Origin of the sequence: Shewanella sp. 10N.286.52.C2 (assembly GCF_002874545.1) — a bacterium.
Lineage (GTDB): Bacteria > Pseudomonadota > Gammaproteobacteria > Enterobacterales > Shewanellaceae > Shewanella.
The window spans coordinates 89,472-115,079 of the sequence record NZ_MCTV01000057.1 but is presented as its reverse complement, the minus strand read 5'-3'; the positions used below and the strand labels follow the sequence as shown (position 1 = coordinate 115,079).

The following is a 25,608-nucleotide window of genomic DNA, read 5'->3' as shown; positions in this document are numbered from 1 at the left end:
AGTCATAAGGTTTCTTCAATAGTGGAAGTTTGAATAATCGAAGCTTTAAATAATCGAAGCTTTAAATAATCACTGTTTTATATCGTCAATGTCAGTAACTAAATTCTAAGCTGACTTATCTGTATCAATCGAAGCCGTTTTATCAAGCTGCAAACCAAGCTGTTGCCACAGGTCTCTCTTACCTTGATGGCCTTGCAATAACGCCTCAATAGGATCGGTAATAATCCAAGCCACTCGTGGACGGACGCGCATTTTGCGCATATCCCAAATCACCTGCATGCCTTTGACCATTTCAGTATCAAACTCACATTGTGACTCATCAATATGTAATAGCGACAACACGCTTTTAACCAAACTATGCTGGCTAATATCATCACCGTCATCATGAATAATTAAATACGGCTTGCCTTGGCTATCAGCGCTGCGCCAACGGGTTACGCCCATGGCATCTAAAAAAGCTGATTTTTCCATAGTAATTCTCTATCAATGATCTCGTCACTAGAATAGCAGTTCATTAACCACAATGTGAGAGCAAATCAGCTTGAGCGGGTAGATTTAATCCAATTAAAGCCTTAACAACAAAAAACCGCAATAATTTAAAAACCTTGGTAAATACATATCTGGTTAATAGGAGCCCTAGGTTCTTCAGAATGAGCGATATTCACCACTCGCGATTCTAGTTTTAAGAATAATGATCCCTTAACTCTTTTCAACATCTAAAACAGATTCAGGTAGTGTGGTTGTCGGTAGATGAGATTGATAATACTGATGGGGCATTTCATTCTTTTTTGCGTGATACATGGCGATATCGGCATGCTTAATTAAGGTTTTGCTATCTTGCCCATCTTCTGGATACTGAGAAATTCCAATACTGGCGGCAATGACAATCAAATGTCCAGCACAAGGAATGTCAATTAATAGTGCAGTTTCAATATCTTTCGCCACATCAGAAATATTCAGATTGGCGGTATCAGGAATAATAATCGCAAATTCATCACCGCCAATACGGGCCGTTAAGCTATTTTCAGGTACGACTTGCAAGATCCGCTGGGCAATCACTGTTAAAATTCGGTCCCCTTCTGGGTGCCCAAACGTGTCATTAATCATTTTAAAATTGTTAATGTCTAACATTAAGCAATAAAAACCTTCACTTTTTAGCGCTAACATTTGATCCATATGGCGATAAAAGTGCTGACGATTGGCTAATGTGGTTAACAAATCATGGTTCGCTTGATGGTGCTTTTGCTGCAATAACACATCAATATCCATAATTGTTTGCTTACTTAGGTTCGTCACCAAGTACACAAAACCGCCGCCAGCGAAGAAAATACCAGCCACCACTAATTGTATAAAATCAATCTCACTGGTAGAGCTAAATAATAAAGATAAATAACTGAGGTAACTGACAATAAATAATCCAATTAACAATAACAGCGTCAACCAGCCTTTATTACTAAACTGAGAATAAGCACAGATGGCATAAGCTGGGCGTAACGATAACACCAGCCCGATGCTTCCAACCAGCACCAAAAATAAAGCAACATAATCCATAGCACACCCAAACAGTTGTCAAAATCACATTCGATTCATTTTATTCAGTTCTCGAAGCTCTTTGCCATAAAAGACATTGGCGTTGGAATTCACTGAAACCGATAAGGTTAATTAATATAAATATTGTTATATATTAACCTATTACATAATTTAAAGTATACCAGTTCATCGCAACCATCGATATTCAAGGTTTAGCCAACTGCCTACTAAATAAAGAGGGAGCATTGCGCTTTCGAGATGAATATTAACCACCAAAGTGCTACAGCCCTAGAGTCAAAGGTCTCTTTTCAAAACAAAGCAGTTAACATTTTGGTAACAGTGTGGCATTTTGTATTTAAGATACGCTAAAAACACAAATAATAAGAACATGGACCGGTTTAATCATGCTTAAGAACTATAAATTACTATTACTTACTTGCCTTTGCCTTCCCCCGTTAACAAGCCTTGCCCAAAGTAAACTTATCAATAATATCAATGGCTACACTGTCAGTAATGGTAAATTAGTTGAGTTTAAGGCATTACAATTTAACGGCGATGTCATTGAAAAAATCTACCTTGAAAATGAACATCTTCCCTACAGTACTAACACCAGTATTGTAAGAATTGATGGACAAGGCAAAACCTTACTACCAGGCCTTATCGATGCGCATGGTCATGTTTTAAGCTATGGATTAAGCCTGATGCGAGCCCAGTTACGTGGCAGCGTGACTGAACAACAAGCCGTTGAAACTGTTGTAGCATTTAGGCAATTACAACCAACAATGCAATGGATACAAGGACGCGGCTGGAACCAAGTGTTATGGCCACAACAAAACTTTCCCGTGGCTGCATCACTGGATAAAGTCTTTCCCGATACCCCAGTATGGTTAATCCGCATTGATGGCCATGCTGGCTGGGCAAATAGCGCTGCGATGAAAATCGCTGGTATTAGCTCTGCCACCATCAGCCCTGAAGGTGGTGAAATTATCAAATATGCTGATGGCCAGCCGACAGGGGTATTTATTGATAATGCCATGAGTCTTATTACCGCTAAAATCCCACAACCTTCTATCGACGAGCAACAAGAAGTACTGCTAACAGCCCTTACTTCGCTGGCTAAGCAGGGGTTAACAAGTGTCCATGATGCTGGTATTGGCAGTGACACTATCGCAGCTTATAAAGCGCTTAATGATGCCAATAAACTGCCAATTCGCGTTTACGCCATGATAGATGCTGAAGATCCTGAATTTAACAAGATGATGCAAGCAGGTCCGATGGCATTAGGCTCAGATAAGTTACACATCAGCAGTGTGAAAATTTCTGCCGACGGCGCCCTTGGTAGTCGCGGCGCTGCGTTAATTGAAGACTATAGCGATTTAGCTGGCCACAAAGGTTTATTACTTTATTCAAAAAAAGATCTCGGCGATACCATACAACAGGCGATGGATGCAGGCTTTCAGGTCAATACTCACGCCATTGGCGATCATGCCAATAAAATAGTATTGGATCATTACCAAGCGAATATTGCCACAAGTAACAGCCGTCATTTACGCCATCGCATAGAACATGCCCAAGTTTTACAACTCAGTGATATCCCGCGTTTTGCTCAACTCAATGTCATTGCATCAATGCAAGCAACTCATGCAACCAGTGATAAAAATATGGCATTAGACCGAATTGGTAATGCCCGCATAAAAGGTGCATATGCTTGGCGTAAGTTACTATCAGCCGATGCGATTATCGCCGCAGGTTCTGACTTCCCTATTGAGTCACCAAATCCTTTTTATGGCTTACATGCCTCGGTAACTCGTCAAGATCACGACAACCAACCTGTTGATGGCTGGTATCGCCGCGAAAGTATGAATTTAACCGAAGCCCTAGCCACATTTACCACCCACGCCGCTTTTGCCGCCCATCAAGAGCAAATGATTGGCCAACTTGCCCCTAAGCACAAAGCAGATTTTATTCTGATTGATAAAGATATTTTCGCTATTAACCCTGAAGATATTTGGAAAACTAAGGTGCTGGAAACTTGGGTTGATGGTGAGCGAGTAGAATAACGCCGCAATCATTGTCGATATGCCTAACCTAAAAGCCTAGCGATTAATTTAACTAGGCTTTTTTACGCCCATATTTTGCATTAAACGCCTAAAAAGTGCTTAGTAAAAACTGACTTTTCATAATTAGGTTTTATCGCGTCAAAAATAAAATTCAATAAATTAACCCTTTTCAAATTTGCTCTCGTTTATAGCTATAACAAGGTTACTACCAACCTCATTTATTGTTTGGAGCACGACATGACAACATCAACACATCGCATTATAAAAACAACCTTAATGAATGGTTTGCTAGCAACAGGATTACTATTTGGCTCACTGTCTCAAAATGCTATTGCTGCTGACTATAATTTCCCACATCTTGAAACGGTTGGTACGAGCCATTTAAAAATAGCCCCTGATATGGCGGTAATTTCAGTTCAAGTCAGCCTAACTAAAGATGATGCCAAGCAAGCTAAAGTCGCTGTTGATCAAGCCGTCGCTAAATTCATCAAGCGACTCAAGGATGCTGGAGTCGATAAAAATGCGATATCTAGCGCTAATTTGAGCATCCAACCGCAATACCATTACCCTTCGAAACAACCTAAAGAGTTAGTGGGTTACCGCGCTAACAGACAAGTGATTGTTACCATCAAGCAGCTGCCTAAGCTTAATGACATTTTAGATTCCGCATTAGAAGAAGGCATTAATCAAGTGCAAAATATCAGTTTGAAATCATCAAACGAAACTGCAGCGGTCGAAAAAGCAAGACAAGCAGCCATTAAAGATGCCAAGCAAAAAGCTAAATCACTGGCCCAAGGTTTTGAACGTGAGCTCGATGGTGTTTGGAAAATCAGCTACTTAACTCAGCAGTCGGTACAACCTGTGATGATGCGTATGGCGGCAATGCAAAGTGACACGGCCGAAAGCTATCAATACGGTCAAGTCAGTGTCGAGGAGCGTGTTGAGGTCATTTACAAATTAAAATAGCTATAAACGTAAGTGGCGATTAACAGCAACAGTTCATCGCCGCCTTACTCGGTGGTATAAAGAACAGCGCATAAAGAACAGCAGCATTTATGCGCTCTAGTTAACACTCTTAAAAAATAATCACACATTTGTCATATTTATTGTTTTTAATCAATACCTCTATTGTCCCGCTGCATAAACTACCTCGCAATTTACACATGCTTTTTTATTGTTTATTCCACCAAGAGGACGCTTCATGAACATCGATTTATCCACTGAAATTGCTGGTATTAGCTTAGACAGTTACTTAATGAATGCCTCTGGCCCCAAGTGCACCACTTGGGATGAACTGCACACGATTGCCCAATCTCATTCGGCTGCTGTGGTCACTAAATCTTGTACCATGGAAGCGCGCGAAGGCAATCCTGAGCCACGCTATAAAGATTTACCATTAGGTTCGATTCAATCGATGGGCTTACCCAATTTAGGTTATAAAGCTTATTTAGCAATGGTGCCTCAATTAAAAGCATTAGGTAAACCTGTTGTTGTAAGCATTTCAGGCTTTAGCATTGAAGATAATATTGAAATGGTCAGCGCCTTTCAAAACAGTGATGTTGACCTAATTGAAGTTAACTTCTCTTGCCCTAATATCCCCGGTAAAGCGCAGGTCGCCTATGACTTTGAACAAACTGACAAAGCACTCGCTGCCCTAACAGCGCTAGGCAATAAACCAATTGGGATTAAACTGGCGCCTTATTTTGATATGTCACATTTTGTGGCAGCAGCCAATGTCATCAAAAAATATCCAGTAAAATTTATCACCTGCATTAACTCAATCGGCAACACTTTAGTTATCGACCCGTACACTGAGCACCCCATAATCAAGCCTAAAGGCGGCTTTGGTGGTTTGTGTGGTGATTATATTAAACCTGTCGGTTTAGCCAATGTGCGCGCCTTTCGTGAACTGCTGGATGATGACGTACAAATCATTGGCGTTGGCGGGATAAAAACCGGAATCGATGCCTTTGAATACCTACTCGCCGGTGCTGATGCGGTACAAATCGCGACCTGTTTTGAAAAAGAAGGTGAAGCTTGCTTTGAGCGTATTGAAACAGAACTCGCTGACTTCATGCGCGGTAAAGGTTACCAGTGTATTAATGACGCTAAAGGCAAATTAAAACCGCTTTAATGATACCAGTGGCACATTAAGCCTCTGAATATCTGTATTGAAACTCCCCCCCCTTCCCCTTTAAAGCCACTGTATTTACAGTGGCTTTTTAGCCGTTTCAAAAACACTGCATATAAATAAATTCAGTAAGATATTTATTGTACAAATTATCCCTAATCCAAACTAACACTGTTAATATTAAACTTGAGCAACAACTTTGTAGCATTATCAAAACATTAGCCTGCTAACGGTTAATGTGAGTTTACCCTCAAGCCCAGATAATAAATGGAACATAACTGTGTTTAAAAAATTACTTGCGATGACCAGTTCAACCCAAATGCTAGTGGCTATGTTTGTCGGCTTTGCTGTGGGGATATTCTTTGGCGAGTCCGTAGGCTGGCTTAGCGCTATCGGTAATGGCGTTATTTTATTAATGCAAATGACCGTATTGCCTTACATAGTGGTATCGCTTATTGGCGGTATAGGCAAACTGCAAAAAAGCACGGCCATATTAATTTTTAGCCGCGCTGGCGCCATTATGTTATTGCTGTGGTTAGTCGGTTTAGTTCTCACTGCGTTAATGCCATTGTCTTTTCCGTTTATTGAATCAGCATCGTTTTTCAGCACCAGTATTATCGAACCTGCCCAGCCGATTAATTATTTTAAGCTCTATATTCCTTCAAACCCGTTTGAGTCGATGGCGGAAGGCTATGTTCCTGCCATGGTGGTATTCAGTATTGCCTTGGGTCTCGCGTTAATTAGTATGGAGGGCGACAATAAAAAGCTGGTGTTAACCTTCATGCATACCATCACAGAAGCCTTTTCTCGGATCACCCAAGGCTTGGTTAAAGTGTTGCCTATTGGTATTTTTGCCATGTCAGCATCGGCAGCAGGCACTATGGGAGTGGATGAGTTTGCCAGTATGCAGGTTTACCTTATTAGTTACTTTGCTTTGTGCTTATTGCTCACATTTGCAGTGCTACCTTGGATAGTTTCGTCATTAACGCCAATCACTTATAGGCAGACGGTTAACATAAGTAAAGCCAGTTTAGTTACCGCCTTTGCCACAGGTAATATCTTTATTGTTATTCCGGTAATTATTGCTGAGTGTAAGCAAATTATGCGTGAGCATAATAACTTAACTGAAGATGGCGTCACCCTGATTGAGATTTTGGTGCCTATTGCATTTACCTTCCCCAATATCGGTAAATTAACCGTTATCTTGTTTGTCTACTTTGCTGGCTGGTTTAATGGCACCCCTGTTGATATCAGCGCTATGCCATCATTGTCTGTTAGTGGCTTATTATCTTTATTTGGTAGTGTGTATGTCGCCATTCCTTTTATGTTGGACTTAGTGCAACTACCTTCAGACTTATTCCAACTATTTGTCATGTCAGGCTTTATCACAGGCAAGTTCAACTCTATTGCCGCAGTAATGAACCTATTCGCCCTCACCCTATTAACCGTGTGCTTATTCCAAGGGACACTGAAAATTCGTCCGCCGCAATTAATTAAAATGTCGGTTGGGCTTTTAGCCAGTACCGCGGTCACCATTGTTGTTTGCCGCATAGGTATGGGATTATTTATACATAGCCCTGATATCACCAGTGAGGTGATCGCCAACATGAAAGTGGCTGACAAAGTGCCCACGAAAGTGACTCGCCAATACCCTGAAATCGGTAAAACGCCCACTCAAGCAATCGCCAGCGTCCATTCCATTCGCCAACGTGGCTTACTAAGAGTCGGTTACATTCCCAGTAATGTGCCTTTTAGTTACTACAATAATGCCGGCCAGTTAGTGGGCTTTGATATTGCAATGGCCACTAAGTTGGCGGAGGACTTGAAAGTCGAGGTAGAGTTTATCCCGTTCAAAAAAGATAAGCTCGCAGCGTCATTACAGGCTGGCTATTTTGATGTCGCCATGTCGGGGCTGTCAATGGATATCAAACAAATGGACAGGCTTAGTTATGGCGAACCAGTGCTAGAGCTTAACATCGCCATTGCCACTCAAGATCATCGGGTTAATAGCTTCAAAACTGATGAGTCCATTCTCGAAATGGAAAATACCACCATCGCCTATGTTGAACATGATGATAAAATTGCCGATGCCAAGAAAAAACTGCCTCATATTAATTTTGTTAAAATTGACGGTTATAAAGATTTCTTTAGGCAAAAAGCGCCCAAATACGATGCGGTGGTGATCAGCGCTGAAGCAGGTTCAGCTTGGACATTATTCTTCCCAGGCTACGGCATTGCTATTTTAGAAGGTAAAAATCGCTACCCTGTGGCTTATGCCGTGGCCCAACCTAATCAGTCACTATTAAACTACATTAATAACTGGCAAAAACTGCGCCGAGTCGATGGCCACCAGCAACAATTTTATGATTATTGGATGCTAGGAAAAGGCGCAACCACACCAGTGCCGCGATGGTCGATTATTCGTGATGTACTGCATTGGGTTGACTAAATTAACCATCCATTAAAAAGGCTCCTTCGGGAGCCTTGGTGATAATGATTAGCCAAGGTTATTGCTTATGTACTTTACCTGATTTCATGACAAAATGAATATCAAGTAAGGCATCAATACTTTCAAGGGGGCTCGCTTTCATTGCAATAATGTCAGCATGCTTACCTTGTGCTAGCGTGCCTAGAGTATCGCTCATATCAATAAGGTCAGCAGCGTTAATGGTCGCACTGACTAAGATATCTTGATTGCTCATCCCCGCCTGACTCATCAGCACAGCCTCTTTCGCGTTATCGCCGTGGCGTGATACGCCGCTATCTGTTCCAAAAGCAATGTTAACCCCCGCTTTATAGGCATTACCAAAGTTGTTTTGCATATCATGACCAACCCTAATCGCTTTGGCTTTAATTGCTTCAGACATAAAGTTGCCATCACCTTTAGCCATTTGAACCACAGTGTCACCCGCTAACAGGGTTGGCACTAAGTAAGCCCCTGACTTTTTAAATAGCTTAATCGATTCTTTATTGGCGTAACTGCCATGTTCAATGCTATCAACACCTGCTCTCAGAGCCGCATTAATCCCTTCAGCCGCATGGGCATGGCTGGCGACTTTACGCCCTAATGCATGCGCTGCATCAATGACTTCTTTTAACTCGTCATTGGCCATCTGCTGGCCTGTGCCGGTATTGGTATCTGACAACACGCCACCTGTAGAGGTAATCTTAATCACATCCGCGCCATATTTTATCGCTCGGCGCGTGGCACGGCGGCAATCAAAGGGACCATCACAAATGGTTTTAGAGGTTAGCATATCCAGTAAGTCAGGGCTTTTCCCATCCACATCACCATGACCACCAGTGACAGAGACGCCGCCTGAGGCAATAATTCGAGGGCCTGCCAACCAGCCTTTGTTAACCGCATCACGAAGCGCATAAATCTGCTCAGGCTTGGCGCCTAAATCTCTTACTGTGGTAAAACCAGCTAACAGTGTTTTATTTGCAAAATAAGCACTTTTCATTGCCACATCGGCATCTGACATGCGTAATGCTTCGCTGTCATTATTGGGCCCTAACTCCCCTTGTAAATGCACGTGCATATCCATTAAACCCGCCATGACAAAGCTGTCTTTGAGGTCAATATATTCAAGGGTATCTGCTTCAGTTATTTGGCTGGATGGAAGCTCAATATAGCCACTGTTGATGGCGCTGATTTGACCATCTTTAATCAATATTGATTGTTGTTTAGTGGTTTTTTTACCTGCAATGGAAAGTAATTCGCCAGCGTGGATGACTTTAAAATCGGCTGATTGTATTGAAGGTATTACGCTACATAAACCGACTATAATCGCTAGGTTAAACGATTTTTTATGACTCAAATAATATTGAATTCGTCTAGTTGCTGCTATTGCTAGATATGACATATAACCCTTCTTATATTTTTAATTTTACCCGAAGGTTAACATGCCTAACTTAATCATAATTTACAACTTTTTCACATTAGCGTTAACAGAAACATTATCGAAAAACCATTCATGTATAGCCTGCAGCTCGGATATAAGCTCTCATTGATTTAACCTATCGTTATTCAAATTTCTTATTAAACCTAGATTTGTGACACAAATTAACTTATTTATTAACAACTTTAGATTGATAAAGGTAAGCCTTTGCTATATAAAACTTTAAGATTTTCATCAAGGAGGTTGAAAGTGACTGATTCTGTCAAATCAGAAAAAAACTACGCTGTAGCAGTTATCCTCTCCGGTATTTTCGGAGTGCTAGGAATTCATCATTTTTACTGCGGCCGTATTAGCCATGGTGTATTTGATTTATCTTTAGCCATTGTAGGGCTAACACTCATGCAGTTTGAAGACGTCACCCTCGCGCTACTTGGTTTAGGTCTCATCGTTATCGATGTTATTCACACTATAGTGGTCACTTTTATGCTTCTAGTTGGAAGCTATAGGGACGGGAAAGGTAAGTTGATTACCTATCCAGGACAAAAATTATAATTAAGGGATTTATTTATGTCAGAAGTACAAACAGCAACTGCAGATGTCCAAGTAAGCGACAAAGGATTCGTACCAACGCTACTATTATGTTTTTTCCTAGGTATGTTCGGTGCGCACCGTTTTTATGCAGGTAAAATTGGTACTGGTATCCTAATGCTATTAACTTTAGGTGGTTTTGGTATTTGGACACTAATCGACTTTATTATCATAGCCGTTGGTAGTTTTAAAGATTCTGAAGGCAAGTTTATCAAAGCAAGTTAATTGATGACTAAATTAAAAGTGGGCTAAAAAAGTTAACCCGCTTAGTTTTAAAGCCGTATCAATTCATTTTGATATGGCTTTTTTATTACAAGCGATTAAAAGGTAAAATCAATGCCGAAGTAAATTTGCTCAGCATCATTAACTGATAACGCAGCACTGTTATATTCCATCGAAGAAGTGACATTATGCCTTAAATAACGAAAACCTATCTCAGATGTAAAATCATGTCCCAAATCAAATAGAAAACCCACTTGTCCGCCATAAACATAGCTGCTGCCAGAGTCTTGATAACTTCGATCTAAATCGGTTAATTGAATTTCATTACCGCTAAACCCTGCAGAAGCACCAATAAACCATTTTATATCATGTACATCATCAACCGAAAACAGTCGGTCATAGGAGACTAATAGTCCTTCATGCTGAGTCATATCATCAGAATTATAGGAATAAGCACCGTATAAACGGTTACTTGGGTTTAACGTTATCGCTGTTCTATATTGATAATTAATGCCACTTTCTTGAGTATCAGAAAGCCCCACAGAAGAAGCGCTATAATCAGCATAACCCACAACGCCGCCCACAATGGCCTCAGCACCATGACCAACACTGGGCAGCAAGCAAATAAAAGTCACCTTGAGTATTAACGCCAATTTGCTGTTATAAGCACGAGTCATTATTCCTCCACAAAGTTAGTGACCATCATTAATTTATACGCCCTAGCGCTGAGCAAAAAACGAACTAAGATCAAACTTTGATGATTAAGACGCGCTTAAAATACAGCTTTAATACAAAATTGTGAGCCGGTTACAATTTAATCGACAATTAATCAAACATTAATCTTGCCAACATAAGCCCTAAACGCAAAAAAGCCGCTTAAAAGCGGCTTTTAACATCCTAAACAAGGCTGATTTTAGCGATATTAGTTAGCGATTTTTAAATCCGCTTTATCGGTAATTATGTTCATATCAAAATCAAACTCATCAACTCGGATCGCACGTTCACGCTTTAAGTTGTAATCTTGCAGCTGCTTATGCTCATCGGCTGTAATAACCTTAGCTTCAAGCGCGGCATCCAGTGTTAACGAGAAACGAACCCCAGCTTTAAATACACGCTGTTTAAGGGCCTTTTTCACTTTAGCTAGCATAGGTAAACATGCCATTTTAGCTAAGTAAGCTTGCTCATTAATGTAGTTACCATCACCAGCAACAGGCTTAATTAAATGAGTTAACTGCTTTTTAAATGTGGTATCAAGCTGGGCTTGATGGGCAAGCTCTCTGACTAAATCATCATTCACTTTTGGCATTTTAGCTGAGTAAGTCATGGTGATTAAACGCATGAACTGACGAGTCGGCTTAGATGGGAAGTTCTCTAGGAAGCCTAGTAGTGCTTCTTCAGCTTTACATAGCGCCCAACGAGTTGCGTAATCAAAGTATGGCTTAGCTTGCGTGCGCTCATCTGCTGACACTTTTTGCTCGTAAAAACGAATCGATGCCATCGCCGCATAAAGGTAACTCATTACATCACCTAAACGTGCTGAGATCATTTCAGCCTGTTTAAGCTTGCCGCCTAATACAAGCAACGAGAAGTCAGCATAAACAGCCAGTTTAGATGCAAGCTTGTGTACTGATTTTTCGTAACCAATAACTTCAGGCAATGCAGATGAAGCAGGAGCAGTAAATGGCAATACGCCTAATTTGAATGCTCGTAAACTATTACCAACACTGTAACCTACGGTTTGTCTGAAAATACGGTTAAAGGTTTTATCAGCATCACTTGCATCACTATGAATTGATTCAACCATACTTTGTAAGTGAGGATGACAACGCATCACCCCTTGACCAAAAATCATCAAGTTACGGGTTAGAATGTTGGCACCTTCAACGGTAATTGCAATAGGTTGCGCCACATAACCTGATGCTAAGGTATTTTGTGGTCCACGTTGAATCGCTTTACCAGCTTGAATATCCATAGCAGAATCAAGAACATCACGTCCAAGCTCTGTCATGTGATACTTAGCAATAGCTGTTACTACAGAAGGTTTTAAGCCTAAACCTAATCCTTCAGTGGTTAGCACTCGCATCGCCTCTTGCAAGTAAGTTTTACCGGCAATATCTGCAAGCTTTTCTTGAATACCTTCAAACTTACCAATTGATAAACCAAACTGTTCACGCACAGCGGCATATTCAGCAGAAGACTTAAATGAACATTGGCTAACTGAAACACCTAAAGCCGGCAGAGAAATACCCCGACCTGCGCCTAAACAGCTAACCAGCATTTGCCAGCCGCGACCTATGTTGCTTTGACCACCAATAATAAAGTCCATTGGAATAAACACATTCTCACCACGGGTAGTACCGTTATAAAAACGACAGCCCATAGGATCATGACGGTTACCTAATTGCACACCAGGGTGCGCCTTAGGAATAAGCGCACAAGTAATACCAAGCTGTTCTTTGCCACCTAATAAACCTTGTGGATCTTCAACTTTAAACGCTAAACCGAGTACCGTAGCGATTGGCGCTAAGGTGATATAACGCTTATCCCAAGTTACTGATAAACCCAGTACTTGCTCGCCTTGATACTCACCCATGGTGACGGTACCAATATCAGGAATACCACCAGCATCAGAACCCGCTTCAGGGCTTGTTAACGCAAAACATGGAATTTCTTGGCCGTTAGCTAAACGAGGCAACCAAAAGTCACGTTGGCTATCTAAACCGTAGTGCATTAATAACTCGCCAGGACCTAAAGAGTTAGGCACCATGACCGTAACAGCAACCGCAGAACTTTTAGCAGCAATGGTCGCTACGATAGTTGAGTTAGCATAAGGGCTAAACTCAAGTCCACCGTAAGACTTAGGAATAATTAAAGAGAAGAATTTGTTCTCTTTTAAGTAAGTAAGAATATTGTCTGGTAAGTGTTTACCATTTTGAATCTCAAAATCATCAACCATTTCGATTAATGTTTGCACCGGGCCATCGAGGAAAGCTTGCTCATCAGCTGACAGCGTTGCCCCAGGAATGTCACGTAAGGCGGCAAAATCAGGAATGCCCTGATAAATAGACCCTTCTAACCAAACATCTCCGGCATCTAACGCTTCTTGTTCTGTCGTCGAAATACTTGGCAATACTTTTTTAAATGTTGTTCTTAAGCTCATAGTTTTACACTCATCAGACCAGACTAATAGTGTGCATTACGTCACAAAAATTAAATTAGATCAAACATTCTAATTAAAAATAAACCCAACAATTACAACAACAAAGTAACATTTAAAAAATAATACCAGCATTTCATAAACTTACACGTGTGCGCTGAAGCAAAAAATTTTTAAAAAATTTATACGCTCGTTTGAATTTTTAAAGTCGAGAATGCTATTTAAGCAAATTTTCAAAGCTACTCGACACAAATCATTAGTCAAACTCATGGGAAAAAATGCTACTTTAAGTGAATGGAAATAAAAAGGGGCCGAAATGATGTGTGGCAGAATTGAAATGCTATTTGATGGCATGAAGCAAACACTTGATGACTTGTTTGATATGCCACTGTCGATACAAACAAACCTTGATTTACGCCCAACAGATACTGTTACCTGCATCACTCGTACTTGCCCTGAAACAACCCCATCAATAAATGCCGCAGACCCTAGTAGCACTGCAATTGCAACAATAAGTCACTCGGCAAATATTCCGCCTTTAACTGTCATAAATAGCCTTTGGGGGATAAAACCTAATTGGTCTAAAAAAATCATTATTAATGCCCAAGGAGAAACCGCGGCCCACAAAGCAACCTTTGCCAATGCCTTTAAACAGCAGCGCTGTATCATCCCTTGTAGTGCTTGGTTTGAGTGGCGCGATGAACGCCAGACTAAAAAACAAAAGTATCGTTTCAGTCACGCAGTTAATAAGCCATTGTTTATGGCTGGCATACTGTACCCTGAAGAAAATCAAATGGTTACACTTACCATTAACCCTAATGATAAATGCGCTCAGTATCACCACCGCATGCCATTGTTTATTCCGTCTACCGAGATTAACAACTGGCTTTATCACGATGTTTCGCAGCTCCAGCCATTACTTAATCCACTACCAGATAAATGGATTAAGATCTGTCGCGCCTAAATGATTAAGCCGCTTTCTCCAAAAAATTCCCCCTGTTAATTCTGAACTCGGATAGGGTTAACACATTTTAATTTTCTAGAATTTTATTAAGCAGATCACAACCTTGAGAATTAACTAAGCTAGAAAATGCAAAACTGTAGCTTTAAGGGCAATTTTAAGTTTCAATTAACATAAATCGATAAGATAGTCTTCGAGTAAGGCAGTTTAGGCTGTATTACAAAGACTAATTTAAAAAATGTGCTATCCAATTTTCAGTGTTCTTAGTTTTAAAGTAACGGATTTATTTTCATTAAGATATTGGTTCATTGAGTATGCGCAGTTTGTTAAGGCCAACTTAGGTTCTTAGCATGGGCGATTAAGCCCCTTAACTGATGATGGAGTTACTATGAAATATTTATCTATGATTGCTGCACTTATGTTTGCAGGTTCTGCTTTTGCTGTTGATTGTGTTGATTGTCACAATGCTATCAATGTTGAAGAGCATGCTGAAATGGAAGCAAACATCGAAACTTGTAATGATTGTCACAGCCTAACTGACGCTCACGAGTTAGATACTGATCTACATACACCAGATCTTACTATTACTGAATGTGCTGATTGCCACACAGTAAAATAAGCTCCTTAACCTTGATGTAGCTTGACCATAATCCAGATTTGGCCAAACTCACAAAATCAAGTGTTAAACGCTCAGTAAGAGCACTTAAAAACCAGTTGCCTTGCAACTGGTTTTTTTGTGCCTGTCATTAACCAAAAATAACTGATAGTTACTCAGCTAACAGCTTGTTAATCGCTTTTAGACTGACATTAACATCTTTATAATCCAATGGAACACAATAGCTTTGCTGATCAATCGCCAATACCAGTGACGGAAAACCCTCATTAGGTAAAGACTGAGCAACATTAAGCTCAGACAGTAATTGCTGCTGCGTGGCACTGGAGGTTAATTTCGCCCTAAAGTCTGCTTCATCAATACCCAGTTGGCTTGCGAATGCAATGAGTGTGCTGTCATCTGAGGGGTTTTGCGCCTGCAAATAATAGCCTTGTTGAATGGCAAACAGCATTTGCTGCTCTAAACCATAGTGCCTTGCCACAAGGCAAGCCCGACAGGCGGGATAAGTCGAACGCCTTGGCTTGCATTGACGCCAAAAATCAAAATTAAATTGGGTTCCTAGCTGCGTCGCTATTTTTTGCCAGGTGTTAGCTAAAAATTGCTGCATTTCTAGTGGCATTGGCACATCGGAGTCTGGGGCTAAGCCGCCTAACAGGTATGTCAGTTGCACCTGAGGCAACTGCAGCTTGATTTGCTCAGCTAATGCCAGCCAAGTGGGGCGATATCCCCAGCACCAACTGCACATAGGGTCGTAAACGTAAAACAATTGCACTTGCTTACGGGCTAATGGCTGATCCACTAACGGGCTGCTGAGTCGTTGAGGCATGTATCACTCATCTGTTTTAAAGGGACTAAGCTAGCTGTTATACCATCAATTCAACTAAAAATCAGAGTCAAACTCGGGCGATTAAATTCGATTCAAATTTTGCCATTAAACAAGGTATAATCTGGCCATTATTGATTGGAGAGTCCCCATGGCCAGAACCGCTGCAGCACTGCACATATTAGTTAAACACAAAACCCAAGCAGAAGACTTAATCAAGCAACTTGATAATGGCGCTAAATTTGATGTGCTAGCAAGAAAACATTCATCGTGCCCTTCAGGAAAAAGTGGCGGTAACTTAGGTGAATTTAAAAAAGGTCAAATGGTACCACAATTCGATAGAGTCTGTTTTACTGGTGAGCTTATTACCCCCCATTTAGTTAAAACCAAGTTCGGTTGGCATGTGATAAAAATTTTGTACCGCACCTAAGGAGCCACCTTAGTTTATTGCGTTTTCGGCGCACATTTAACTCACCATACCCAAGCCTAACATCATTGTTTCTTGAGTATTAATCGAGAGCAATCATGTCCAAAGTGTTTATCATTGGTTTGCCCAGAACTGGCACCACCAGCGTGAGTGCTGCCTTACTTGAACAGGGATTAAAAGTCGCCCATATCGGTTTAACCAAACGCGCTTTTGAAGTGGCCGATGTGGTTTCAGATGTGCCCTGTTTTTGTGATTACCCACAGTTAGATCAGTTATTTCCCGATGCCAAATTTGTCTACATCGACCGACCTATCGACACTTGGGTTGCGTCAATACAAATGCTGCTCACAAAAATGAGGCCAAACCTTGCCGATAAAACCGGCACCTTCCATCCGATCCTTAAGCGCTGTTTCAAACAAACTTTTGGCCCGTTAGACGCTGATAATCTGCTAGATGAAGCGCGTTTAAAAGCTTGCTACCTTGCGCATCAACAAGCTGTTTACCATTACTTTAAGCATCGAGATGACTTTCTATCGATAAAACTTAGCGATAACAATAGCCTGCAAACTTTACTCAACTTCATTGGTATACATGACAGCCCCACTGCTGAGTTTCCACAGCTTAATGTTGGCACCCATGTGGCAAGCTGGGGCGAATATAAGCACCCTAATAAAGTGAACACCAACTTAGCAGGCCCTGAACATCGCAAGTTTTTTGATTATCGAATTCCTAAAAGTTAGTTATGCCTAAGTTGTAACTCAGGCGAGCTTTGCTATAACTTAATGGAACGATTAAGCATTGTTTTGAACAAATAGTCACTGCTCGCTCAGCATCATTCAATGCCAATAGTGACCATACCCACTTCTAGCCATAATGAGAACACCATGAAATTACATCCACTTATCATCGGACTCCTCGTCGTCATCACCAGCCCTGCAAGCTTTGCCGCTAGTGTATTAGATATTCCTAGTAGTGTTGATGTATTGCTATTGAATGGCCAACAATTGGATACTGATGAAGTGACTTTGGTTGAAGGTGACAATCAGCTGCTATTTCGCTATCAGGTTAATTACCGTGATAGCGGCATGCAAACGCAATTTAAATCTGAAGCGGTGATCGTAAAGTTTAGCGCCAGTAATGATACCTATCGCCTTAAACTGCCAAGCATACGCAATCGAAATGCCGCCAATAGCTTTAATAAATCGCCCCAATTAACCCTTACCAATAGCCAAGGTCTACCTGTGGAGTTTATACAAGATTTACTCCTAAAAGATGGGCTGCAATTAGGCCGCGATTTTGAGCTTGAGCTCAGCCAGTACAACCTTAGCAATAAACCTGCCGCCATGAGCTTTACGCCGCTAAGTGTCGATAACGCCAATCTCGCGACTAAGCCAGCGTTAACTGCTGCACCAACAATAACCTCGACAGCAACGATAACTCCTGCGTCAACGACCACAGCAGCACCTGCCACTGTCGCGGCTGCGCCAGCATTAGCTCCGACAGCGATGACACCTAAGACAATTGCTCAAGATCAGGCAGAAATCACTGAAATGCTCGATTATTGGTACAGTAAAGCCAATCAAGAAACTCGCGCTAAATTTAAAGCCAAAATTAATCAGCAATGATTAACTAACCCTAATTTATAAACGCTATTTTATAACGTTAAGTTATTTTGCTATAAGCAACAAAATGCTGTTAACAAACTAGTAACCTTGGTTATCATAGACTCGAATATTCTTTAGGGTCATAACCATGTCTATTAGCTTTACCAAGGTGCTGCAATCTAACGTCACCAAATACACGCTCACCAGCCTAGTCGTACTGTTCATGCTGGTGTTATTAGCCATTTATAGTGTATTGCGCCTAAGTATGCCCAGCTTAAATACAAGCTTTAATAGCCAAGATATAACAGCGCCTGTCACCATTGAACGTGATGAACTCGGCACGGCGATTATCAGCGCCAGCAACCGCCTTGATGCCTCTTATGCCCTTGGCTATGCCCACAGCCAAGACCGCTTTTTTCAAATGGACTTATTACGACGCAATGCCGCAGGTGAACTGGCTGAAATATTTGGTGAAAAGGCACTTGAGCGCGATAAAAACCGCCGCTTTCATCAGCTACGCAAACGGGCACAAATGATATTTGATGGCTTAACCACAAAAGAAAAGCAAACCCTTAGGGTTTACACTAAAGGGGTAAATGCCGCACTGAAGGCGCAAACTCTGTCCTCATTTGAATACCTACTCACCCAATCAAGTCCTCAACCATGGCATGAAACCGACAGCTTATTGGTCATATTTAGTATGTATCTTGATTTACAAGGCAATACCATTAAGCGAGATATGGCCTTAACCCAAATAAAACAGACCTTTGGCCCCGATATGCTGGCATTTTTAACCCAAACAAGCCACCATCAGGCAGCTCTTGATGATAGCCAAATCCCCTACTTTGACGGCGATATCCCAACACTTGAGCCCCAGCTTTTGGCTCAAGCAAACAGCAGCACAATCACCGCCCCATTAGAGGTCGGCAGCAATAACTGGGCAGTGACCGGAGAGCTTACCAAGTCTGGCCGGGCAATGTTATCTGATGATATGCACTTATCGTTTGCCGTACCTATTATCTGGTATCGAGCGCAATTAAATTACCCCAGCATTAGCGATGCTAAAACCAATAATGTCCCAAATAATACCTATCCATCGGCGCAAATAACTGGCGTCTCATTACCCGGCGCGCCAGCCATTGTTGTGGGCTCTAATGGCAAGCTCGCTTGGGGATTTACCAACAGTTATGTGGACACCGCTGACTGGGTTGAAATTGACGCCAACACTGAAATAGCGCTTGAATATGAGCCGATTAAACTGCCCAGCTCAGAAGTGATGCATACAGTACAAGTCAGTGAATATGGCCCGGTAAAAACCGTTAATGATAAAAACTACGCACTATCATGGGTCGCCCATCAAGACTATGCGGTTAATATGGGCTTAATTGAACTAGAGCAAACAACCACAGTCGATCAAGCCATGGCATTAGCCAGCAGTATCGGTATTCCAGCACAAAATATGTTGTTAGCAGACAGCCAAGGTAACGCGGGCTGGAAGATAGCTGGCGCGCTACCAAGTCGTAGTAATCCTGCCAATGTCGCTCAAACAGCAACTGAAGTGCAAACCCAAGCTTGGCAGCAACCCCAACCCAATGTCCCAAGTGTCATTAACCCACTCAGCCATCGTATTTGGACCGCTAATTCACGGGTGCTCTCCACCCAAGATTTAGCCCAATTCGGTGATGGCGGCTATGCTCTTGGGGCCCGCGCTACGCAAATTCGGGACAGATTACATGAGCAAGAGCAATTTACTGAAACTGATTTTTTTAATTTGCAGCTAGATAATCAAGCACGATTTTTACAGCCTTGGCAGCAATACCTACTTAATCTGCTAAGCCAACAACCCAAACGGTTCGCTGAAGATGTTAAGTTCATCAATCAATGGGGCGATTGTGCCTGTGCAGACTCGGTGGGCTATAGCTTAGTAAAACATTTTCGCGCCGCCATGATAGATCAAAGCTTTGCGCCGATTGAAACTAATCTAACAAGCCAAGGCAGCAGCTTAGCTGTGATTAAGCGCTATTTAGAAACGCCTATGTGGCAACTGATCAATCAGCAGCCTAAAAGCTGGCTACCTAAGCAATTCCAAAGTTGGGATGAATTTGCCATCAGCGCCTACAAACAGGCTAAAACCGCCTTACTTAAACAGCACAGTCAAGATAATCAGCTAGCTGATTTACGCTGGGGTGAGGTAAATAAGCTCGACATTAAGCACCCATTTTCAAAACAGATGCCCTTACTGAGCCATTGGTTAGATATGCCTGCTGCACAAGGTTATGGCGACAGCTTTATGCCAGCGGTGCAAGGTGCCTCATTTGGCGCCTCACAGCGATTTATTGTACAACCGGGCAATGAGCAAGATGCCATCATGAGCATTCCTGGTGGGCAATCTGGCCACCCGTTATCGCCTTATTATCGTAGTGGCTATCAGCAATATGTTAATAATCAAGCTACGCCATTATTGCCACAAACTATTGAGCACACATTAACCATTAAGCCGCGCTAAACTTGCGCGGATTTTGCCCTTCGGGGTTGGTAAAAGTGTAAATAGCACGCGGCCACATACACCACTACCACGGTGGCTATCGATAATTCTATAATAGCCAGTATCCGCACTTGCTGAATGTATTGCTCAGCCATATTAATGCTTTGCATCCAGCTGATCATTTTAAATAATGCTGTCGCGCCTATGACCATAGGGAAAGTAAACGCGGCATAGCCAGGGCTAAAAGGGAGGGTTAGTAACTTAAAGAAGGCTAAATAAATAATACTGGTCATCAGCACTGCAATGCCAAATAGTAAGGCAATGATAATGGGTGATGGCGTAGCCGTTACCGTTAAATAACCCGCTAGTGATAAGCTTGCTGGCGCCGCTAAAATTGCCATGGTCGGTTTAGCCGCATCAGGCACTTCATGGGTAAATATCAAACGATAAATCATCACCGGCAGCATCAAGGCATAGGCAAGCATGCCAAATACCAAGGCGATATGGGCGATTAATGTCAATTGCGGGTTACCTGAAAAAGACACATCGGCCACGATAATCCCCACCGGCGGCACAAACCAACTTGGCACCATATGATGTAGCTCAAATGCTTTAGCGCGGTGATATAAAAAGCTAATCAAAAATACGATATGAAGCCCTACTGCAAATAACCATAAAGCATCACCGACTTGAGGGTAAAAATGCCCAACTGAGTTAGATACTACCATGGTGGCCATGGCAAAGGTCGGTACTACACTGCCAACCACAGGGTGCGCTAAATCTGCCTTTAAGGTATGAGACAGCAATAAAAACTTCAGCGTTAACACCAGTAATAATAGGCTCGCAATAGCAGCGCTGCCCCATTGACCATAACCCTGAAAATCGGCGAGATTCTCCCAGCACCAACCTAAGCTAGCAATCGCCAATGCTAAGCCTGCCATAGGGGTTGGAGCGGTCATTAATTTAGCTTTAGCGATGTTTATCATGGTGGCCTCAACTTAACTCTCGGATAAACCCCTTTGTTAGCAATCAAAGAGATTGCAATAAAAGAGTTTCAACTTTTTAGCTTGAGTTGATATTACTCTTGCTAATTGTTCAGATATATCCAATTATTTAAAACATGCGTTAAGTTTAATTGAACGTATAATTAGGCCATCAACAAAACAACTGACAATAAAAGCAAACTGGCGTTAAACCTAAGTCAGCGCTAATGATAACCATGAAAAGCGGGGATGATAACACCATGGCGATACTGATATCTTTGCGGCAGCTCAATGTATTTAACGCTATTACTCAGCACAACACCTTAACTGCAGCAGCTGAAAAACTATACTTATCAAAAGCGGCGGTAAGCATGGCGCTAGCAGAGCTTGAAAAACACTTAGGACAGCCACTATTTGATCGCGTAAATAATCGACTTATCCTTAATCAAGAAGGTCAAAAACTGCTGCCTTTGGCCGATGAATTACTGGATCGCGCCCAGCAAATCAATACCCTCTTTGATGATGAGCACGCCAATAGCGGTAAACTCAGGCTTGGTAGTAGTGACACCATAGGCAACCATGTTAGCCCTTATTTACTGAGCCAGTTTCGCCAGCAACAGCAACACTTCAGCCAAAGTTTATTCATTTCAAACTCCGCCACTATTTGCCAAAAACTGCTTGATTTTGAACTAGATGTCGCCTTAATTGAACGAGATAATTACCACCCAGCTCTCCTCTCTGTGCCCTTCAGTGCCGATAACATGTGTGTTATTAGTGCTTCTGAGCACCCTCTAGCTAAGCTTGAAAAGGTAACTATTAACGATTTAGACAATCATGATTGGGTGTTAAGAGAGCCAGGTTCCGGATCGCGAGAATGCTTTATCAATACGCTGGCACCACAACTTAAACACTGGCAACTGGCCTTTGAGCTTAATACCACAGAGGCGTTAATTAGCAGTGTCTCAGCAGGGCTGGGCTTAGGTTGCTTATCCACCTTAGCCGCGCAATATGCTATAGAAAGTGGTCGAGTTAGTTTACTCAAACAACCAATTGAAATGCCGCGCAGCTTTTGGCTGCTGGTACATAAAGACAAATACCAAAGCCCACTACTCAAAAGATTTATGACGTTTTGTTTGCAATGGCAATCAAGTGTTCAGCTTTGATATCAATAAGGTATTGCAGCGGCAGTAATGCCGCCCATTTGTTTCTGATTGCTAGTACATAAAGACAAATACCAAAATCCACTACTCAAACGCTTTATGAGGTTTTATTTGCAATGGCAATCAAGTGTTCAGCTTTGATATCAATAAGGTATTGCAGCGGCAGTAATGCCGCCCATTTGTTTCTGATTGCTAGTACATAAAGACAAATACCAAAATCCACTACTCAAACGCTTTATGAGGTTTTGTTTGCAATGGCAATCAAGTGTTCAGCTTTGATATCAATAAAGTATTGCAGCGGCAGTAATGCCGCCCATTTGTTTCTGATTGCTAGTACATAAAGACAAATACCAAATCCCACTACTCAAATGCTTTATGAGGTTTTGTTTGCAATGGCAAACGAAAAACTAAATAACTTGTTCATCGAGTCGAGCTGAAAATCACTTCGTAGTAGGTGCCGCTACCGTTATACGCTCTTGGTTAGATAAGCGAATTTGAATGCCATCCACAGTGGTAATACGCTGCGCTTCAATGTCTTTTTTGCGCACATAATAAGTTGCCGACATCGCTTCAACAGGCGATGAAATGGTCACTTGCACAATTTTATTATCGTCATACCATGACCAGCCCCAAAAGGCTGCAGTTACTAGCATCGAAACGGCGATCATCGGATAAATAATCAATTTTGAAAATAGCGGTGAAGAATCACTGCCCATTGACACTAAAGCCGGCTTTTTCTTTGTGCCACGACCGCTGCGTATGTACAGCACACAAGCGACGATCACTAACAAGGTTACCAGTATTTTTGTAAGCACAGCGTGTTCCACAGTTAATTAGCTTAAGTATAATTATACTGATTTTAAAGATATAAACCGTTATATAAAACACAGCCCGTTAAATTAACTATTGCTAATGGATAATGTTTTAACCCCAAAGCCAATAAGCCAGTCACAGCCGCTATTTCGATCTATTTAAGTGCGTTAATTATTCGCACTGCACCATTACGTAACAAAGCAAACGACCAACTGAGCGCCATCACAGACTTTCATTGGTTTAACTTAGTTACCGCTAGGCAATAGTAATGCTGCAACGCTATAACTTGTTAGCCTTTTGACTGAGTTAACATTGCGCACTGGCCACGTTTTGGAATGTTAGTTGCACTTAAAAGCAAGTATTTATGATTGGCGCTGATGAGCCATTACTTTTAGCTTAATAAGAAAATATATGACTCGAAAGCTCACCGTTTCAATAGGCCAATATTCCAACAAAGGCATTAAGGAAATCAATCAAGATTTTCATGGCGCCACGATCCCAAAGCAACCACTATTGACCTCTAAGGGCATTGCTATTGCCATTGCTGATGGGATCAGTAGTAGTGATGTGAGCCAAATTGCCAGTGAAGCTAGCGTAAGGGGCTTTTTAGATGACTATAGTTGCACGCCAGAATCTTGGTCGGTTAAAAAGTCCGCCGCTCAGGTGCTAACCGCCACAAACTCTTGGCTCTATTCCCAATCCCAAAAAAGTGAACATCGATTTGATAACGATCGTGGTTATGTATGCACTTTAAGCGCGATGGTCTTCAAATCGACCACTGCCCATATATTTCATATTGGTGATAGCCGCATTTATCGGTTGCGGGATAATGAAATAACTCAGCTTACTGAAGATCACCGCCTGTGGATAAACGCTCATAAAAGCTACCTTAACCGCGGCCTAGGTATCAGCCCCTTCTTAGAAATCGATTATGATGCTAAGGCACTAGAAGTCGGTGATACTTTTATCTTAACAACCGATGGCATTTATGAATTTATTTCCGAAGACGAAATTAACTCATTAATAAAATTACATCATCAAGCCTTAGATATTGCCGCCCAAGTCATTGCAGAGGTTGCACTGGCCAATGGCAGCCAAGACAATTTAACCATTCAAATTATCCGCATTGATGACTTGCCGCTGCAAAGCGCTGATGAAGCTTTACAAAAACTCACCGAACAACCTTTTCCACCTATTCTTGATGCCAGAATGAATTTTGACGGCTATCAAATCCTCAGGGCTTTGCACCATAGCAGTCGCAGCCATGTGTACTTGGCCATGGATATCGACAACCTAGAAAAAGTTGTCATTAAAACACCATCAATAGATTTACAAGGTGATCCTGCTTATCTTGAACGATTTTTAATGGAAGAGTGGATTGCCAGAAAGCTAAATAATGCCCATATCCTTAAGCCTTGTCCGCCCACTAAACAGCGTAATTATCTCTATGTAGCCATGGAATACATCGAAGGCATTACCCTGAGCCAGTGGATGTTAGATAATCCACAACCCGCTATTGAAACCGTGCGTGATATTGTCGAGCAAATAGCTAAAGGCTTGCGGGCTTTTCATCGGCAAGAAATGATCCATCAAGATTTACGCCCTGAAAACATCATGATTGACATTAATGGCATGGTAAAAATCATAGATTTTGGCGCCACCAAAGTAGCTGGTCTTGCTGAAATATCATCCCCAATCGTACATGCCGATATTCTCGGCACAGTGCAGTATACCGCCCCCGAATACTTTGTAGGTGAAGTTATCACCCATATGGCTGATAACTTTTCACTGGCGGTGATCACCTATCAAATGCTCAGCGGCAAATTACCCTTCGACGGTAAGATGTCCCAAGCAAGGACCAAAGCGGCGCAAAACCGCTTGGTATATCAATCAGTACTGGATGATGAGCGCGACATCCCGGCCTGGATTGATGATGCGTTAAAAAAAGCGCTCCATCCTAATCCTTATAAACGCTACAGTGAATTATCAGAATACTTATACGACTTGCGTCATCCCACTCAAGCTTTTTTAAATAAAACCCGTGCCCCACTTATCGAGCGCGAGCCTGTTAAGTTCTGGCAAGGGATTTGTGCAATCTTAAGTCTCATCATCTTGCTATTAATATTTCGCTGATGTGCTAATTAACTTT

General features: G+C 41.8%; 23 protein-coding genes. 14 read left to right on the top strand and 9 right to left on the bottom strand.

The window, feature by feature from the left end; all coding sequences use genetic code 11:
- Positions 1 to 105: 105 nt before the first annotated feature.
- Entirely contained in the window at positions 106 to 471 is a 366-nt protein-coding gene (locus tag BCU94_RS17245) for a hypothetical protein (protein WP_102439005.1), read from the bottom strand.
- Positions 472 to 699: 228 nt separating this feature from the next.
- A complete protein-coding gene (locus BCU94_RS17240; protein ID WP_102439007.1) occupies positions 700 to 1,551 on the bottom strand; it encodes a GGDEF domain-containing protein in 852 nt (283 codons plus the stop codon).
- Positions 1,552 to 1,934: 383 nt separating this feature from the next.
- Here BCU94_RS17240 and BCU94_RS17235 point away from each other — a divergent pair, with 383 nt between their 5' ends.
- The 4 genes from BCU94_RS17235 to BCU94_RS17220 all read left to right on the top strand — a co-directional run bounded on the left by BCU94_RS17235 (position 1,935) and on the right by BCU94_RS17220 (position 8,170).
- On the top strand, positions 1,935 to 3,590 hold the full coding sequence (locus BCU94_RS17235) for an amidohydrolase (RefSeq protein WP_102477083.1): 1,656 nt from the start codon (positions 1,935 to 1,937) through the stop codon (positions 3,588 to 3,590).
- Between the two features lie 261 nt (positions 3,591 to 3,851).
- On the top strand, positions 3,852 to 4,556 hold the full coding sequence (locus BCU94_RS17230) for an oxidative stress defense protein (RefSeq protein WP_102477109.1): 705 nt from the start codon (positions 3,852 to 3,854) through the stop codon (positions 4,554 to 4,556).
- Between the two features lie 235 nt (positions 4,557 to 4,791).
- Positions 4,792 to 5,724, top strand: coding sequence for a dihydroorotate oxidase (locus BCU94_RS17225; protein WP_102477082.1), 933 nt, complete (start codon positions 4,792 to 4,794; stop codon positions 5,722 to 5,724).
- A gap of 277 nt (positions 5,725 to 6,001) precedes the next feature.
- Positions 6,002 to 8,170, top strand: a complete 2,169-nt coding sequence (locus BCU94_RS17220; RefSeq protein ID WP_102477081.1) for a cation:dicarboxylase symporter family transporter — start codon at positions 6,002 to 6,004, stop codon at positions 8,168 to 8,170.
- Between the two features lie 58 nt (positions 8,171 to 8,228).
- On the opposite strand, the gene BCU94_RS17215 is transcribed toward BCU94_RS17220, so the two are convergent.
- Entirely contained in the window at positions 8,229 to 9,587 is a 1,359-nt protein-coding gene (locus tag BCU94_RS17215) for an amidohydrolase family protein (RefSeq protein ID WP_102477080.1), read from the bottom strand.
- Between the two features lie 285 nt (positions 9,588 to 9,872).
- Here BCU94_RS17215 and BCU94_RS17210 point away from each other — a divergent pair, with 285 nt between their 5' ends.
- Positions 9,873 to 10,175 carry an NINE protein gene (locus BCU94_RS17210; protein ID WP_157936144.1) on the top strand — a complete coding sequence of 101 codons (303 nt, stop codon included), beginning with the start codon at positions 9,873 to 9,875 and terminating at the stop codon, positions 10,173 to 10,175.
- A gap of 15 nt (positions 10,176 to 10,190) precedes the next feature.
- The gene (locus BCU94_RS17205) at positions 10,191 to 10,436 is read left to right on the top strand and encodes a TM2 domain-containing protein (RefSeq protein WP_102477078.1); all 246 of its coding nucleotides are present in this window, start codon (positions 10,191 to 10,193) and stop codon (positions 10,434 to 10,436) included.
- A 95-nt stretch (positions 10,437 to 10,531) separates the two neighbouring features.
- On the opposite strand, the gene BCU94_RS17200 is transcribed toward BCU94_RS17205, so the two are convergent.
- Both BCU94_RS17200 and BCU94_RS17195 read right to left on the bottom strand, forming a co-directional pair.
- Complete coding sequence (locus BCU94_RS17200; RefSeq protein WP_102477077.1) at positions 10,532 to 11,110, bottom strand: hypothetical protein; 579 nt, start codon at positions 11,108 to 11,110, stop codon at positions 10,532 to 10,534.
- A 245-nt stretch (positions 11,111 to 11,355) separates the two neighbouring features.
- Positions 11,356 to 13,593 carry an acyl-CoA dehydrogenase gene (locus BCU94_RS17195; RefSeq protein WP_102439019.1) on the bottom strand — a complete coding sequence of 746 codons (2,238 nt, stop codon included), beginning with the start codon at positions 13,591 to 13,593 and terminating at the stop codon, positions 11,356 to 11,358.
- A gap of 313 nt (positions 13,594 to 13,906) precedes the next feature.
- On the opposite strand from BCU94_RS17195, the gene BCU94_RS17190 reads away from it, so the two are divergent.
- Both BCU94_RS17190 and BCU94_RS17185 read left to right on the top strand, forming a co-directional pair.
- The gene (locus tag BCU94_RS17190; protein WP_102477076.1) at positions 13,907 to 14,554 is read left to right on the top strand and encodes an SOS response-associated peptidase family protein; all 648 of its coding nucleotides are present in this window, start codon (positions 13,907 to 13,909) and stop codon (positions 14,552 to 14,554) included.
- Between the two features lie 385 nt (positions 14,555 to 14,939).
- Complete coding sequence (locus BCU94_RS17185) at positions 14,940 to 15,170, top strand: cytochrome c3 family protein (RefSeq protein WP_102439023.1); 231 nt, start codon at positions 14,940 to 14,942, stop codon at positions 15,168 to 15,170.
- 148 nt (positions 15,171 to 15,318) lie between these two features.
- Here the strand turns inward: BCU94_RS17185 and BCU94_RS17180 are convergent, their stop codons facing one another.
- A complete protein-coding gene (locus BCU94_RS17180; RefSeq protein WP_102477075.1) occupies positions 15,319 to 15,990 on the bottom strand; it encodes a DsbA family protein in 672 nt (223 codons plus the stop codon).
- Positions 15,991 to 16,138: 148 nt separating this feature from the next.
- Here BCU94_RS17180 and BCU94_RS17175 point away from each other — a divergent pair, with 148 nt between their 5' ends.
- The 4 genes from BCU94_RS17175 to BCU94_RS17160 all read left to right on the top strand — a co-directional run bounded on the left by BCU94_RS17175 (position 16,139) and on the right by BCU94_RS17160 (position 20,524).
- Positions 16,139 to 16,417: a peptidylprolyl isomerase gene (locus BCU94_RS17175; RefSeq protein WP_102439027.1), complete on the top strand. Its 279-nt coding sequence runs from the start codon at positions 16,139 to 16,141 to the stop codon at positions 16,415 to 16,417.
- Between the two features lie 95 nt (positions 16,418 to 16,512).
- Positions 16,513 to 17,154 (top strand): sulfotransferase family protein, encoded by a 642-nt coding sequence (locus BCU94_RS17170; RefSeq protein ID WP_102477074.1) that lies wholly within the window; start codon positions 16,513 to 16,515, stop codon positions 17,152 to 17,154.
- A gap of 144 nt (positions 17,155 to 17,298) precedes the next feature.
- Positions 17,299 to 18,039: a DUF2057 domain-containing protein gene (locus tag BCU94_RS17165; protein ID WP_157937405.1), complete on the top strand. Its 741-nt coding sequence runs from the start codon at positions 17,299 to 17,301 to the stop codon at positions 18,037 to 18,039.
- Positions 18,040 to 18,166: 127 nt separating this feature from the next.
- Positions 18,167 to 20,524 carry a penicillin acylase family protein gene (locus BCU94_RS17160; protein ID WP_241905023.1) on the top strand — a complete coding sequence of 786 codons (2,358 nt, stop codon included), beginning with the start codon at positions 18,167 to 18,169 and terminating at the stop codon, positions 20,522 to 20,524.
- On the opposite strand, the gene BCU94_RS17155 is transcribed toward BCU94_RS17160, so the two are convergent.
- Positions 20,521 to 21,489: a TDT family transporter gene (locus BCU94_RS17155; protein WP_102477072.1), complete on the bottom strand. Its 969-nt coding sequence runs from the start codon at positions 21,487 to 21,489 to the stop codon at positions 20,521 to 20,523. The genes BCU94_RS17160 and BCU94_RS17155 overlap by 4 nt on opposite strands.
- Before the next feature lie 263 nt (positions 21,490 to 21,752).
- Between BCU94_RS17155 and BCU94_RS17150 the strand changes: the two genes are divergently transcribed.
- On the top strand, positions 21,753 to 22,649 hold the full coding sequence (locus BCU94_RS17150) for a LysR substrate-binding domain-containing protein (RefSeq protein WP_198590906.1): 897 nt from the start codon (positions 21,753 to 21,755) through the stop codon (positions 22,647 to 22,649).
- A 94-nt stretch (positions 22,650 to 22,743) separates the two neighbouring features.
- Here BCU94_RS17150 and BCU94_RS19900 read toward each other — a convergent pair whose 3' ends face one another.
- Together BCU94_RS19900 and BCU94_RS17140 are read right to left on the bottom strand one after the other, a co-directional pair.
- Positions 22,744 to 22,869, bottom strand: coding sequence for a hypothetical protein (locus BCU94_RS19900; protein ID WP_277869675.1), 126 nt, complete (start codon positions 22,867 to 22,869; stop codon positions 22,744 to 22,746).
- Positions 22,870 to 23,086: 217 nt separating this feature from the next.
- Positions 23,087 to 23,461, bottom strand: coding sequence for a hypothetical protein (locus tag BCU94_RS17140; RefSeq protein ID WP_102520808.1), 375 nt, complete (start codon positions 23,459 to 23,461; stop codon positions 23,087 to 23,089).
- Between the two features lie 409 nt (positions 23,462 to 23,870).
- Here BCU94_RS17140 and BCU94_RS17135 point away from each other — a divergent pair, with 409 nt between their 5' ends.
- Positions 23,871 to 25,592, top strand: coding sequence for a bifunctional protein-serine/threonine kinase/phosphatase (locus tag BCU94_RS17135; protein ID WP_102477071.1), 1,722 nt, complete (start codon positions 23,871 to 23,873; stop codon positions 25,590 to 25,592).
- Positions 25,593 to 25,608 lie beyond the last annotated feature (16 nt).

What these genes read in the sequence shown, in the direction of transcription:
- BCU94_RS17190 (WP_102477076.1), top strand. Translation starts at nt 13,907, where the DNA reads ATGATGTGTGGCAGAATTGAAATGCTATTTGATGGCATGAAGCAAACA.
- BCU94_RS17135 (WP_102477071.1), top strand. Translation starts at nt 23,871, where the DNA reads ATGACTCGAAAGCTCACCGTTTCAATAGGCCAATATTCCAACAAAGGC.
- BCU94_RS17170 (WP_102477074.1), top strand. Translation starts at nt 16,513, where the DNA reads ATGTCCAAAGTGTTTATCATTGGTTTGCCCAGAACTGGCACCACCAGC.
- BCU94_RS17160 (WP_241905023.1), top strand. Translation starts at nt 18,167, where the DNA reads ATGTCTATTAGCTTTACCAAGGTGCTGCAATCTAACGTCACCAAATAC.
- BCU94_RS17155 (WP_102477072.1), bottom strand. Translation starts at nt 21,489, where the DNA reads ATGATAAACATCGCTAAAGCTAAATTAATGACCGCTCCAACCCCTATG.
- BCU94_RS17195 (WP_102439019.1), bottom strand. Translation starts at nt 13,593, where the DNA reads ATGAGCTTAAGAACAACATTTAAAAAAGTATTGCCAAGTATTTCGACG.
- BCU94_RS17180 (WP_102477075.1), bottom strand. Translation starts at nt 15,990, where the DNA reads ATGCCTCAACGACTCAGCAGCCCGTTAGTGGATCAGCCATTAGCCCGT.
- BCU94_RS17235 (WP_102477083.1), top strand. Translation starts at nt 1,935, where the DNA reads ATGCTTAAGAACTATAAATTACTATTACTTACTTGCCTTTGCCTTCCC.
- BCU94_RS17165 (WP_157937405.1), top strand. Translation starts at nt 17,299, where the DNA reads ATGAAATTACATCCACTTATCATCGGACTCCTCGTCGTCATCACCAGC.
- BCU94_RS17205 (WP_102477078.1), top strand. Translation starts at nt 10,191, where the DNA reads ATGTCAGAAGTACAAACAGCAACTGCAGATGTCCAAGTAAGCGACAAA.
- BCU94_RS17185 (WP_102439023.1), top strand. Translation starts at nt 14,940, where the DNA reads ATGAAATATTTATCTATGATTGCTGCACTTATGTTTGCAGGTTCTGCT.
- BCU94_RS17240 (WP_102439007.1), bottom strand. Translation starts at nt 1,551, where the DNA reads ATGGATTATGTTGCTTTATTTTTGGTGCTGGTTGGAAGCATCGGGCTG.
- BCU94_RS17215 (WP_102477080.1), bottom strand. Translation starts at nt 9,587, where the DNA reads ATGTCATATCTAGCAATAGCAGCAACTAGACGAATTCAATATTATTTG.
- BCU94_RS17175 (WP_102439027.1), top strand. Translation starts at nt 16,139, where the DNA reads ATGGCCAGAACCGCTGCAGCACTGCACATATTAGTTAAACACAAAACC.
- BCU94_RS17200 (WP_102477077.1), bottom strand. Translation starts at nt 11,110, where the DNA reads ATGACTCGTGCTTATAACAGCAAATTGGCGTTAATACTCAAGGTGACT.
- BCU94_RS17225 (WP_102477082.1), top strand. Translation starts at nt 4,792, where the DNA reads ATGAACATCGATTTATCCACTGAAATTGCTGGTATTAGCTTAGACAGT.
- BCU94_RS17245 (WP_102439005.1), bottom strand. Translation starts at nt 471, where the DNA reads ATGGAAAAATCAGCTTTTTTAGATGCCATGGGCGTAACCCGTTGGCGC.